Below are 13,860 nucleotides of genomic sequence, written 5' to 3'. Positions count from 1 at the left end.
AACCTTTTAAAAGGGTTTGACAAGCAAGTAAAAGAATATATTGCAAAAAGGGGGTTGAGATGTGAGAAAGTTTACATGGAAAAAGTGGCTACTGACCATAGTGGGATTTTTAGCTGTAGTAGCAATTGTCGCATTTATCGGATTTACATGGTTTATGAATAAATCAAAACCAGTAATTGATGGAGAGCTTTCGCTGAGCGTGCTAGATGAAGATGTAACCGTCTCAAGGGATGACAAGGGGATCCCTCATATTTTTGCAAAGACAGATGCAGATTTGTATCGGGCACAAGGCTATGTTCAAGCACAAGACAGACTGTTTCAAATGGATTTAGCGCGAAGACAAGCTAGTGGTCGTTTGTCGGAAATAATCGGTGAGGCAACTATTGATACTGACAAACATTTCCGAACGTTTAGCTTGCGTGATGCAGCTGAAAAATCATTATCTACCTATGATGCAGAAAGTAGACAGGTACTTGAGTGGTTTGCAGATGGCGTTAATGCTTTTATTGCACAAGCTAAGAAAAATAATACATTAAGCTATGAATTTGCATTACTAGGCTACGAACCGGAGGAATGGTCCGTAGTAGACTCTCTTACTATTGGAAAATATATGGCCTATGACTTAGGGGGGAATTGGAATACACTGGCGTTCCGTCATTGGGCTTTACAAAACTTTGGTGAAGAAAAAGCTAAAGAATTATTTATTAAGTATCCTGAAAATGCTTCATCCATTATCGAGGCAAATAAAGAAAATCCAGTAGCCGTGGCAGGGCATTTTAAGACAGAACTGTTACCAAATGAATTTAACGGCAGTAATAACTGGGTTGTATCAGGGAAGAAAACAAAAAACGGTACGCCGATTTTAGCAGATGATCCACATTTAGGATTGAGTACACCATCTATTTGGTATCAAATGCATCTACAAACTCCTGAGCAAAATGTGAGTGGCGTAATCTTTGCGGGTGTTCCGGGCATTATTTTAGGCCACAATGATAACATTGCATGGGGTGTAACGAATGTTGGACCTGATGTACAAGATCTATATATTGAAATACCAAATCCGAATAATCCAACACAGTTCCGCTATGATGGCAAGTGGGAGCAAGCGGAGGTGCGTAATGAACCTATTAAGGTAAAAGACGGAGAAACGGTAGATTTTAAAGTCGTTGTCACACGTCATGGCCCAATCATGACAGATTTAGCTTTTAAAGATACTGAGCCTACAGCACAATTTTCGATGCAATGGACGGCACTGCAACCAACGACAGAACTACGTGCAGTGCTAGGCTTTAATAAGTCAAAATCCTGGAGTGAATTTGAAAAAGCATTAGAGGATTTTAAGGCACCAGCTCAAAATTTTGTTTTTGCATCAAAGGATGGCACAATTGCTTATAAAGCGAATGGTCAAATTCCGATTCGAAAACAAGGGGACGGGCAATTACCGGTACCGGGTGATTCTAGTGAATATGGATGGGAGGGCTATATCCCGTGGGATAAGCTACCGACTGTAGTAAACCCAGATGAAGGCTTTATTGCAACAGCGAATAATGAAGTAATTGGGGAAGAATATCCTTATCATATAACAGATTTATGGGCACAGCCTTATCGTTTTGAACGGATTAAGGAAGCTTTAGAGGCTAACGATTCTTTAACAGTGGAAGATATGATGAATTTACAAATGGATCAGCATAACTTATATGCTCGTGAGTTTTTACCATATTTATTAACGTCGATAAAAGCACAAGATCAGGATGGAAAATATAAAGATGTTATGAAATTATTAGAGAATTGGGATATGGTAGATGCCAAGGATTCAGGGGCTCCATTAGTGTTCCATACATTAATGGAAAAGTTACAGGAAGTGTTATTTAAGGATCAGATGCCGGAAGATATGTATGAATTAATGTATGGGAAATTTAATATTACAGATCAGCTTTTACGTACAGCTTATGCCGGTAAGAAGAGCATATGGATTGATGAACAGGGTGGAGTAGATGCAACAGTTTTCAAGGCTTTAAAGCTCACTGTCGCACAAATTGAAGATCAATTCGGAAAAAACGTATCGAAATGGAAATGGGGTAACTTCCATCAACTTACCTTCGATCATTCATTAGGTAAAGCTTCGCCAATTCTTGCGGCATACTTTAATGCTAAAAAGGTTCCTATTGGTGGGTCAAAGGTTACTGTTCAGGCTGCTGACAATGATTTAGCTGGAAATGTTAATCACGGAGCATCATGGCGCTTTGTTGTTGATGTTGGTGATTTAAGCTCAGCCTATCATATCGTTGGTCCTGGACAGAGTGGGCATGTAAAATCTGCATGGTATCAAGATCAAGTAATGGATTGGGCTAATGGAGATTATCATCAAACGTTTGTGAGAAAAGAAGATATTAAAGGCAAAACGTTGCTATTAAAAGCACAGTAGGAAGAGAAGTATAAGAATCTATACGTTTTTATATTAAGACAACAAAAATTCCTTTCTATTTTCGAGTAGAAAGGAGTTTTTGTGCAAGCACAAAGCAGATTCTGGACGCAATTATGCTAAGTGAAGTGGTTGATCTTCGTTCCGGCGGGGTGACTCCTGGGGATTAGCGATAGAGGAACAAAGGTAACCATCACGTCCTGTAATAACGCCTTCGTGACTAACAACGCGTTAGTCCGATGCCCCAGGAAAGTGTCAACCGGAACGGAGATCAACCCCTTGCTTTGCCAAAGAACCATACTATAACACAACAACATTCCAAAGTTATCACATTAAAGTGATAGCTTTTTTGTTTTTATATGCATGAGTAGCAATTTAAATAAAAATATTTTTATATTTGTGATATAAATCATTTACATTCAAATATTCGTTTGAATATGATGGAATATTATGTTATATTGAAAACAATCAAACAAATATTTGAATGAGGTGAGAAAATGCCAAAAGAAGTATGTGACATAACACATGTCCATGAAGAATCAGTCATTAAGGTACAACAGCAGATGCCAGACTTATCGGGAGTAGCAAAATTTTTAAAGGCATTATCTGATGAAACAAGACTTAAAATTGCGTATGCCTTAACGGTTGAAGATGAATTATGTGTTTGTGATGTTGCCTCTATTATCGGATCGTCAGTAGCAACAGCATCGCATCATTTACGTTATTTGAAAGATAATAATTTAGCGAAATCATATCGTAAAGGAAAGCAAATGTACTACTCTTTAGCTGATGAGCATGTGTATCAAATTGTAACGATTGCCTACGAACATGTGAAAGAGGGGATTGCAAATGGCAGCGACACCAACTAAACAAGAATATAGGCTACAAAATTTATCCTGTGCCAGCTGTGCAGCAAAGTTCGAAAAAAATGTTAAGGCTATTCCAGAGGTCCAGGATGCACAAGTGAATTTTGGTGCTTCTAAAATAACGGTTATTGGTCATATTGAGGTCGATCAACTTGAGGAAGCAGGTGCCTTCGACGGCATAAAAGTATCCCAATCAACAGCAAGAACAATTGAAAAATCAACACCTTTTTATCGAAAAACAGAAAATATATTAGCCGGAATCTCTTTGTTATTCGTAGTGCTTGGATATGTGTTTGGAGCAATGCGTAGTGAAACTGATCCGTTAACAATTGGGATGTTTATTATCGCGATTCTAGTTGGGGGAATTGGAATTTTTAAAACAGGTTTCCGCAATCTGGCACGCTTTGAATTTGATATGAAGACGCTGATGACCATTGCAGTAATAGGTGCAGCCATTATAGGTGAATGGGAAGAAGCGGCAGTTGTTGTCTTTTTATTCGCGGTAAGTGAAGCACTTGAAGCGTATTCGATGGATAAGGCGCGTCAATCGATTCGTCAGCTAATGGATATAGCCCCACCAACAGCAACGATAAAGCGGGCGCATGGTGAACATTTCCATGAGATGGAGCTGCCGACGGAAGAAATTGAAATTGGCGACATTTTAATCGTTAAACCTGGTCAAAAGATTGCTATGGACGGAATTGTAGTTAGTGGTTTGTCAGCAGTGAATCAGGCAGCAATTACAGGTGAATCTATTCCGGTCAGTAAAACAGTCGATGACGAAGTATTTGCAGGAACTCTAAATGAAGAGGGCGCCCTAGAGGTTCGGGTGACAAAGCGAGTAGAGGACACAACAATTGCAAAAATTATTCACCTTGTTGAAGAAGCACAGGCAGAAAAAGCACCTTCACAGCAGTTCGTTGATCGCTTTGCGAAATACTACACACCTGCAATTATGATTGTCGCTTTACTCGTAGCGGTTATACCACCATTATTTATAGGTGATTGGCAACATTGGATTTACCAAGGATTAGCAGTACTTGTTGTAGGTTGTCCATGTGCTTTGGTTGTTTCTACACCGGTTGCTATAGTTACGGCAATCGGGAATGCTGCTAGACAAGGGGTTCTGATTAAAGGTGGTATCCATTTAGAACAACTTGGTCATATTGAAGCAATAGCATTTGATAAGACAGGTACACTTACAAAAGGTCAACCTGCTGTAACAGATATTTTTACGCAGGAAATGTCTGATGATTATGTTTTACAGCTAGTAGCAGCAGTTGAAAAGCAATCACAGCATCCATTAGCTAAAGCTATTTTACAGGCACTTCATGAGAAAAATTTAACAGAGCTTATACCAACAGATTTTCAATCCGTAACAGGCAAGGGTGCCTATGCAACGGTAGATGGTCAAACAATTTATGTAGGAAGCTTAAAATGGATTGCTACATTAACGACTGTTGATGAAAAGATAAAAGAACAGGTTAAAAAACTTCAACAACAAGGTAAAACAGTTGTAGCAGCTGTTAGTAATGATCAGTTTATTGGAATGATAGGTATTGCTGATCAATTACGTCAAGAAAGTAAAGATGTCTTAAATAAATTAAGTGCTTTAAAAGTGAAGCATAAAGTTATGCTTACAGGTGATGCAGAACCAACAGCACAGGCAATTGCAGCTTCTTTAAATATGACTGATGTGAGAGCGAGTTTACTACCAGAAGAAAAATTAATGGCCATTAAAGATTTACGTGCACAATTTGGTGCAGTGGCGATGGTAGGAGATGGTGTCAATGATGCTCCTGCACTTGCCTCAGCCAATGTTGGTATTGCAATGGGTGGTGCTGGTACTGATGCAGCACTAGAAACCGCGGATATCGCATTAATGGGTGATGATTTAACGAAGCTTCCATATACAATTGGCTTAAGTAGAAAAACATTACGCATCATAAAAGAGAACATTATATTTGCCCTAGCCCTAAAATTGGTTGCGCTGTTACTCGTTATTCCAGGATGGCTAACATTATGGATTGCAATCTTTGCAGATATGGGTGCTACATTAATAGTTGTTCTTAACTCATTACGATTAATCAAATCTAAGAAATGGTGAATAAGATATAATCCGGTGGAAATGTGTAGGAAATTAGTCATTCTGAGGGGCTAGTAATACTTGTTGATATAGATGCTACTAGCGATTCTTGAAAAAAAGCTTTGTTAACGCTATTATGGTTTCAGGAATAATGTAACAATTAAATATAAATGAGGCGAAGGTTTGAATATGTCAGATCCTATTTTAGTAAATGTTACAGAGGAAATTGTGCGTGGTTTAGTAAGTTTTCTACTACGAGGACCGGAATATCAAACATTTTGTAAATGTGAAATCTGTGAACTTGACGCAGTGGCACTTACACTGAATGCATTGCCTAGTAAATATGTTACATCTATGGAATCTCGAGATGAAGCATTTAAAATGATGAATACTCCTGAAAATATCGAACGCATCAATAAAGAGATTATTCATGCATTACATGTGGTAAATAAGTATCCTCGACATAAGGCGGAGCCAACTTCTATATGAAGTTGGCTTTTCATGTTTTTGAAAAACAAAATGGTTAAGGAAATCTTAGTGAATGATGTGATGCATTATATGAGAGTGATTTCCGTTCCAGGCTATTCGCTTTGTCGTTGACGCTTCGCTTTCGCGCAGAGCAGGGCTTCCTGTGGGCGAGCGTCGAGCCGCTTCCTCCGCTGCACTCCGTGTAGGATCTCGCTTTCCCACGGGAGTCGAGCCTCCCTCCACTCCAATCCAATCAACAATAGTGTGGAGCTATTATAAATTTTATGCATTTAAAAAATGAACGCTTTGGCTACTCATTATAATTGAACTGAATAGACTTATAACATTGATGAGTTTGTACATCTGATGTTGCCGCTGCCGCTTCGCTTTCGCACTTTAAACATTTGTTGCTGAAGTTTCGTTTTATCGTTATAAGAATGTCATACTAGAAGATACACTCTAAGTGAAGTGGTTGATTGTAGTGGAGACTGGGTGACTCCTTGGGGACTAGTGATAGAGGAACGAATGCTAAAACCATCACATCCTGTGATAACGCCTTCGTGACCAACATCCTGCTGTTGCTGTCGCTACGTTGCACTACGCTTTCGCACAGACAAAAACACTTTGCTGCCGCTACGTTAGCACTACGCTTTCGCGCAAAAAACACCTGTTGCCCCAAGCGGCTCATCGGACGCCCCCAGGAAAGCGCCCAGACGGAACGGAAATCACCCCCTCGCTTTGCCGAAGACAATACTTTATTTAAAGATACCTTAATTACATTGACACAAATTTTTCAACTACAAGGGAGCCAACATATGAAGTTGGTTCTTTTTAGGATGCGCATGTATTGTTTTTCTGGCATATGTATTTTCAGTTAACTTTTAAGGCAAGCTTGTAGTAAACTAGAGAGTAAGAAAAGGAAAGAGAGGGAATAAGATATGCCAACACCAAGTATGGAAGACCATATCGAACAAATATACTTATTAATTACTAATAAAGGGTATGCTCGTGTGTCTGACATTGCTGAAGCATTATCTGTTCTTCCTTCTTCTGTTACAAAAATGGTTCAAAAATTAGATAAAGATGGTTATTTAGTTTATGAAAAATACCGTGGTCTTACATTGACGCCTAGAGGAGAAAAGCTAGGAAAACGTCTTGTACAGCGTCATGAGCTTCTAGAGCAATTTTTGCGAATCATTGGTGTAGATGAAGAGCGAATTTACGATGATGTAGAAGGAATTGAACATCATTTAAGTTGGAACTCAATCGATCGAATTGCGGATCTTGTGCAGGTAATGGAAGAAAATCCGGACATCGTTAAAAAACTAGAGGCATCTAGAACACATCATAATTTCTAAAGTTTTGTGAAAATGATGGTAAGAAGGAAAGGAAGACAATATGAACGAATTAAAATCAGGTGAAGTTGTTACGTTAACTGTATTAGAGCAACAAGCATCGAAATGGATCTTAACAAATGGAGTTGACGAACTGCCCTTAAATGCTTCAGAGGTAACAGAGCCACTTGCAATAGGTGACCGCCTTGAAGTATTTTTATTTGCGGATCGTCGTGGCGATTTAGCGGCTACAACAGCTATTCCAGCTTTCGTACAAGGGGAATATGGCTGGGCTCGTGTTCTAAAAGTAGTCGAGCGCGAAGGTGCATTTGTAGATATTGGAACGTCACGCGAGGTACTAGTAAAAGCTGAAGATTTACCTGCAATAAAAGAACTTTGGCCAGCACCAGGCGACCATTTATTTATGACATTACGCACAGATCGCAATGGTGATTTGTTTGGGCGTTTAGCAACTGAAGAAAAAATTTCGGAATTGTATGAAGGTGCATTTGAAGAAATGCATAATAAAAACATTAAGGCACGTCCATATCGTCTATTACCAGTTGGCTCATTTTTATTAGGTGTGGAGATTCCGTACCGTATTTTTGTTCATGAATCAGAGCGTAATGCAGAACCTCGTCTTGGACAAGACGTAGATGTTCGTATTATTGATGTAAAAGATGATGGTTCAATGAATGCTTCACTTTTACCACGTAAACATGAGCGTCTTTCGGATGATGCACAAAGAATTTTAAATTATCTACAAGAGGTAGGGGGCAAAATGCCATTTGGCGATAAATCCTCACCTGATGAAGTTCAAGAAATGTTTAAAATGAGTAAAGGTGCATTTAAACGAGCGTTAGGTACACTTATGAAAGCCGGTAAGGTGAAACAGCAGGACGGTTGGACAGAGGAAATTTAGTGTAGGAGAATTCATACTTCTAAATAAATTAAAGAAAATGACGAGAGCCACTTTGAAACCTTCTCGTCTTTTTTTCGTACTAATTATTGTCGGTTGGCAAACATGATACGGGCCAAATGAGTTTTCTACGAAAGGGGTCACACAATTTGAAAAAAACGTGGATGAAAATACTAACAGCTACTATGTTAGTATTTGGCGTGATGTCACCAGCAACAGGTTTTGCAGCAGATAATACGCCACCTAAAGCAATTGATGAAAAACTAGGAGTACCGATTGTCGTATACGGTGCAAACTTATCTGAGGCTGAAAAAGAGTCCGTTAAAGAGTCATTAAAAGTTAAAGAAGAGCCCGAAGTTGAAGAAATAACGGTCTCAGGTCAAGACTTAGCTAAATATATTAAAGATAGTAATTCAAGCTCTCGTATGTATTCTTCTGCCAAAATTACGCGCAAGAATGCAGGAGAAGGCTTAGTTATTGAAATTGTTACACCATCAAATATTACACAAGTTACGTCTGAAATGTATGCAAATGCCATGCTAACTGCAGGTATTGAAGACGCAACAGTACAGGTGGCTGCGCCTAAAGCAGTAACAGGTCATTCGGCGCTTGTGGGAATATACAAAGCTTACGAAGTAACAACGGGTGAAAAGCTTGATACAGATCGTACAGATGTTGCAAATGACGAACTATCAGTAGCAACTACTCTAACGCAATCAGCAGGTGTAGATGATGCCAAGGTTGCAGAATTGCTAACAGGAATCAAAAAACAAATTGCAGAATCAAAACCAGCCACTAAAGAAGAAGTTGAAAAGATTGTGCAAGAGCAATTAAACAAGCTTGAAATTAAATTAAGTGATAAGGACCGTCAATTGCTAGTTGATTTGATGAACAAAATTAGTAAACTAGACATTGATTTTAGTAAATGGTCTAAACAATTAGACGATATTAGCAATACAATTAAAGATAAATTTGGATCACTGATGGAAGATACAGGATTCTGGGAAAGTGTGAAAAATTTCTTTGCTAATTTAAAGGATACAATTGCATCATGGTTTAATTAATTCATAGAAAAGAATCTGCAACACTTTCTCCTGATTCCTAGGGGAAAGTAAGCAGATTCTTTTATTTTTCAAGTGTGGACTTTTTTAAGTGCTACATGAAAAAGGCTATGTTACTATGATAAAAAGGAGTGGTGAGAAATGGAATTTCAATTACAGCAGCTAGCGGAAAATAAACTTGCATTTGTCTATGAGCAAGAAGGGGAAAGATTAGCGGAAATTACATGGCAGCAAAAGGGTCAAGTAATGGTAATGGATCACACATATGTATCAGATAAGCTCCGTGGTCAAGGTGTGGCCAAAAAATTGTTAGATCGTGCCGCAACGTATGCACGTGAGCAAGGTTATAAAATCGAAGCTGTTTGCTCATATGTAGTTGCAGCATTTGAAAAATCTGATGATTATAATGATGTAAAACAATAAAGTGAAACTTTCATCAGTGGGGGTTTTTTTCATCCCCACTGATTATTAATCTTCTAATGCGGAATAGTAAATAAGGCAATCTGCTTGCTTGATAGCGGATTGCCTTTTAACTTTTTTCAGTAAATGTTTTGATAAAAACATTCGCTGAAAGAAGTTAAAGCTTCCAGCGGATGTCAAGGACTCTTTTCCGATACCGGCTGCATTGTTTCGCTGTGGTGAAAGCGAAGCTACATCAAAACCAATTAATGCCGAGTCATAATTGGTTTTTTCAAATCATCCTTGCTATTACTTACAGTAAAATACTATAAATTAGTAATGTTAAAAAGCCTGCTCCACCTATTAATGAAGCCATGTCTACCCAATCATATACTGAGTCCAAATCTTTCATGATAATCACTCTCCAATTATTAGTATTAATACATTAATTCCCTTTAATTGTCCTTTGTAATCATAAATATTTACGGAAAAATAGCTCATTACCATAACGTGGGATTGATTTCCGTGTCGATTGGGCACTTTAAATGTCATTCCTAGTTTTTGGTGATAAGTAAGAATAGATATCTGCAATAAAATTTAGTAGGAGGATGATTACTATGTCTGGGAACATACAGACTTACTATGAACTTTGTTTATATGGTGAGATGAAGGATTATAGATGATCTCTCTTCTTTTTATATATGCAGAAGCGTATATAAAAATTATGTTTAGTCCTCAAATAATAAGGAAAAGATATATTATAGAGCCAGTTTCTATATTTTCGGGAGGGATTTATTATGGCAAAAGGAAAAAGAACAGGTGTTGTGATTGCAGGGTTAGCTTTAGCGGCATCGTATTTAAGTAAAAAAGAAAACCGTGATAAAGCATTAAGTATGTTCAATGGTGCAAAGTCTAAATTAACATCTTATTTGAATACAACGAATATGGAGATGCACAAAGACATATCAAAACGTATATCGACTGAAGTAGCGACAGAAGCTGGAACGTCTCCAACAAAAATAGCTTCAAACGAAATGGTTGCTGAAGGTGGAGGACATACAGGTATCCATTACTACAATGGAGAAATTCAGGAACAAGATAAATAATAACAAAACCTTCTCATTCAACATGAGAAGGTCTTTTTTGTGTACATATAATGATCGCTGCAAATACTAATAATACAATTCCAGTAAATATAAAGCCGTCGACAATGCCTAGTGAGAGCCATCCGAGTAATGAGGAACCTAGGACGACTCCTAGTGAGAAGAAGGCATAAAAGTAACCGTAGGCTTTTCCACGGATATCAGCTGTTGTAGAGTCGATTAAAAGTGAATTGACTGATGGGAACAAGAAGCCAAATCCGATACCATAGCAGGCCATTGCAATATAAAGTAACGTACTTGAATCCGCCTGACTAATTAATAATTGACTTACCCCCATTAAACCAATACCAAGTGATAATGTTTTAATTGGTGCCACCCTATCGAAAATACGGTTAGTCGGCAAAATAAATATGAGTACAGCAATTATTCCGAATGTACTCATCAAAGTTCCGCTTAAGCGTGAATCAAAGCCTAAAGATTGTACTTTTAGAGGGAGGAGATAGGCAATAACCCCTTGAGAAAACATTAAAAAGAATGCACTAGAGAAGGCTTTTAATGTTCCTGTATTAGTAAAAAGTACATGAATAGGGATGTTTGTAATTTGTGCAGATTTTTCTTTTTTTACTTGATTTGATTTTAGTAAAAAGAAGGCAAATATACTCAACAAGAGCATAAAGCTTGCTGTTATATTAAAAACGAATGGTGCGCTAGTACGGCTCGCTAAAATGCCACTAAAGGCAGGGCCGATTATTGCGGCGATACCAACGAATGCTCCAGAGATAGCACTGCCCTTACCTCTTTTTTCTTGCTCAGTTACATTTGCTAAAAATGTGAAGGCAGCAGGAACGATAAAGCCCGCAACTAATCCATGTACAAAGCGGACTACTAATAAAACAATAGGATCTTCTACTAAATTATAAAGTGATAGTGAAAGACCTGTTGTTAAAAGACCTAGGATTAAAATAGCGAATGGCCCCTTACGATCCGTTAAAAAACCAGAGATAATATTACCAAATGTATTGGATAGAGAATACATACCTACAGCCAGGCCAGTAAAGAAGGCTGATGCCCCTAAGGATTCAGCATATGTACTCATGATAGGAAGCTGGGTAAATAGGTCGAAAAATGAAAAGAATATAATTAAATAGATAAGTTTCTTCATTACTCCTCCGATGAAAAATTATGTATTTAGTAAGATAATCCAACACTGATTATACCATTCCCGATAAAAAAGAACGCCTCATAAGTTTTTTAACTTATGAGGCGTTCCTGAAATTTGAAATTAAGCTTTAGCAATTTCTTTTTTCATTGTTTTGTTTTTAGCAAGGTTTACGTGCCAAGAAAGTGCTTCCTCTAAAATATGAGGTGTTTGATGGCCGCCAGTTGCTTCTAGAGCACGGTTATAGTAATCCCAAAGTTGTTCTTTGTAATCTGGGTGTGCACAGTTTTCGATAATTAAAGGTACACGCTCTTGTGGTGCAAGACCACGTAAGTCAGCAATACCTTGCTCAGTTACGATTACATCAACATCATGTTCAGTGTGGTCTACGTGAGAAACCATTGGCACGATTGAAGAGATAGCGCCACCTTTTGCGTATGATTTAGTAACGAAAATACCTAGACGTGCGTTACGTGCAAAGTCACCTGAACCACCGATACCGTTCATCATACGAGTACCTGATACGTGTGTTGAGTTTACGTTGCCATAGATATCTAATTCAAGAGCAGTGTTGATTGAGATTAGACCCAAACGACGGATAAGCTCTGGGTGGTTAGAAATTTCTTGTGGACGTAGGCAAATTTTGTCAGCGTATTTCTCTAGATTGCCATATACTTTTTTCTGTAATTCTTCAGTCAGTGTAATTGAAGTAGCTGCTGCAAATTTAACTTTACCAGCATCAATTAAGTTGAATACAGCATCTTGAAGTACTTCAGAAGCAACAACTAAATCTTCAAATTCTGAATTTGCGAAGCCGTCAAGTACAGCGTTTGCAACAGAACCTACACCAGATTGTAATGGCATTAATTGTTTTGTTAAGCGACCAGCTTTAATTTCATCGCGGAAGAAGTCTAATAAAATGTTCGCCATTGTTTGCGTTTCTTCATCTGGCGGAACGATTAATGAAGGAGCATCTGGCTCTTCAGAAATAACAATCGCTTTAATTTTAGCTGGATCAACTTTAATACCGATCTCACCAATGCGTTGCATAGCATCAGTCATTGGGATTGCTTCACGTTGACCTTGCTCACCTGGTACATAGATATCGTGGATACCTATTAAAGCTTCTGGATGAGAGATATTTAATTCGACAATAATATTTTCAGCGTAATCAGCGAAGATTGGTGAGTTACCTACAGAGTTTGTTGGGATAATAAGTCCATCTTCTGTAATAGCAACAGCTTCAAGAATTAAATATTTAATTGGTCCAATAATTCCTTGACGAACTAATTCAGCGTTATGTGAAAGATGAGCGTCTACATATAGGACATCACCAGAGTTAATTAAATTACGGATCGTTGCATCGCCTTGGAATGGTCCACGTTTGCGGATAACACCAGCATCAGCTAAGTATTTATCAACTTCAGGTCCTAAAGAAGCCCCTGTATATACATCAATTTTGAATTTTTCGTTTTTAGCTCGCTCTACTAAAGCCATAGGAACAACTTTCGCATCCCCCGCACGAGTGAATCCACTCATACCAACTACATCACCATCAGAGATCAGTGCTGCAGCTTCATCAGCAGTAACAATTTTACTTTCAAGTTCTTTTAAGCCTAGGCGTTTTTGAACATTTGCATCCATTAAAAAATCCTCCCCTAAAAAGTTTGATGGAAACCGATTACAAAACTAGAAAAAACGTGTAAGAATTTTCTGTTTATTTAGTTGTAGTATGACTCCAACCATTTGAATAATACTATCACCAAATTGTCACAAAAACTTTAGAAATAGCATTAAATTGAGTAAAAACAGGAAAAATGAGCATAAAAACGAATTTTCGACAGAGAAAACGTTTTAATGTAGAGCTACAAAGTAAATTCTCTAAAAATAAAAGATGAAACACCATAATGATGGATAATTTCCGTTCCGACTGTGCGCTTTCCTGGGGTCCATGAGCTTAAACCAATGGCATCCCAAACTATCAGTGATATACATTTAACAGCAATGTAAAAAAGTACAGCGAATGTTCGCTGTACTTTTTAG

11 protein-coding genes are annotated in these 13,860 nt (G+C 38.0%); 9 read left to right on the top strand and 2 right to left on the bottom strand.

Annotation, left to right across the window (positions count from 1 at the left end; all coding sequences use genetic code 11):
• Positions 1-61: 61 nt before the first annotated feature.
• From ACFVT8_RS17425 to ACFVT8_RS17385, 9 genes are all read left to right on the top strand, one after another.
• A complete protein-coding gene (locus ACFVT8_RS17425; RefSeq protein WP_387084260.1) occupies positions 62-2,425 on the top strand; it encodes a penicillin acylase family protein in 2,364 nt (787 codons plus the stop codon).
• Between the two features lie 494 nt (positions 2,426-2,919).
• A complete protein-coding gene (locus tag ACFVT8_RS17420; RefSeq protein WP_387084258.1) occupies positions 2,920-3,291 on the top strand; it encodes an ArsR/SmtB family transcription factor in 372 nt (123 codons plus the stop codon).
• Positions 3,272-5,395: a heavy metal translocating P-type ATPase gene (locus tag ACFVT8_RS17415; protein ID WP_387084256.1), complete on the top strand. Its 2,124-nt coding sequence runs from the start codon at positions 3,272-3,274 to the stop codon at positions 5,393-5,395. The genes ACFVT8_RS17420 and ACFVT8_RS17415 overlap by 20 nt, the downstream gene beginning before the upstream one ends.
• Positions 5,396-5,563: 168 nt before the next feature.
• The gene (locus ACFVT8_RS17410; protein ID WP_387084717.1) at positions 5,564-5,863 is read left to right on the top strand and encodes a late competence development ComFB family protein; all 300 of its coding nucleotides are present in this window, start codon (positions 5,564-5,566) and stop codon (positions 5,861-5,863) included.
• A gap of 917 nt (positions 5,864-6,780) precedes the next feature.
• The gene (gene mntR, locus ACFVT8_RS17405; RefSeq protein ID WP_053481939.1) at positions 6,781-7,200 is read left to right on the top strand and encodes a transcriptional regulator MntR; all 420 of its coding nucleotides are present in this window, start codon (positions 6,781-6,783) and stop codon (positions 7,198-7,200) included.
• Between the two features lie 40 nt (positions 7,201-7,240).
• Positions 7,241-8,098: a CvfB family protein gene (locus ACFVT8_RS17400; RefSeq protein ID WP_387084254.1), complete on the top strand. Its 858-nt coding sequence runs from the start codon at positions 7,241-7,243 to the stop codon at positions 8,096-8,098.
• A 146-nt stretch (positions 8,099-8,244) separates the two neighbouring features.
• Entirely contained in the window at positions 8,245-9,159 is a 915-nt protein-coding gene (locus tag ACFVT8_RS17395) for a DUF1002 domain-containing protein (protein WP_387084252.1), read from the top strand.
• 138 nt (positions 9,160-9,297) lie between these two features.
• The gene (locus ACFVT8_RS17390) at positions 9,298-9,579 is read left to right on the top strand and encodes a GNAT family N-acetyltransferase (protein ID WP_387084250.1); all 282 of its coding nucleotides are present in this window, start codon (positions 9,298-9,300) and stop codon (positions 9,577-9,579) included.
• Between the two features lie 773 nt (positions 9,580-10,352).
• Positions 10,353-10,661 carry a hypothetical protein gene (locus ACFVT8_RS17385; RefSeq protein ID WP_387084248.1) on the top strand — a complete coding sequence of 103 codons (309 nt, stop codon included), beginning with the start codon at positions 10,353-10,355 and terminating at the stop codon, positions 10,659-10,661.
• Positions 10,662-10,674: 13 nt separating this feature from the next.
• On the opposite strand, the gene ACFVT8_RS17380 is transcribed toward ACFVT8_RS17385, so the two are convergent.
• Positions 10,675-11,820 carry an MFS transporter gene (locus tag ACFVT8_RS17380; protein ID WP_387084246.1) on the bottom strand — a complete coding sequence of 382 codons (1,146 nt, stop codon included), beginning with the start codon at positions 11,818-11,820 and terminating at the stop codon, positions 10,675-10,677.
• A 120-nt stretch (positions 11,821-11,940) separates the two neighbouring features.
• Positions 11,941-13,461 (bottom strand): succinyl-CoA:acetate CoA-transferase ScpC, encoded by a 1,521-nt coding sequence (scpC, locus tag ACFVT8_RS17375; protein WP_387084244.1) that lies wholly within the window; start codon positions 13,459-13,461, stop codon positions 11,941-11,943.
• Between the last annotated feature and the right edge of the window lie 399 nt (positions 13,462-13,860).

The sequence above is a fragment of the Lysinibacillus sp. NPDC058147 genome, from assembly GCF_042884205.1.
In the GTDB taxonomy this organism is placed as follows: domain Bacteria; phylum Bacillota; class Bacilli; order Bacillales_A; family Planococcaceae; genus Lysinibacillus.
Note: the sequence above shows the minus strand (reverse complement) of the source record. Positions and strands in the feature narration are given on the sequence as shown.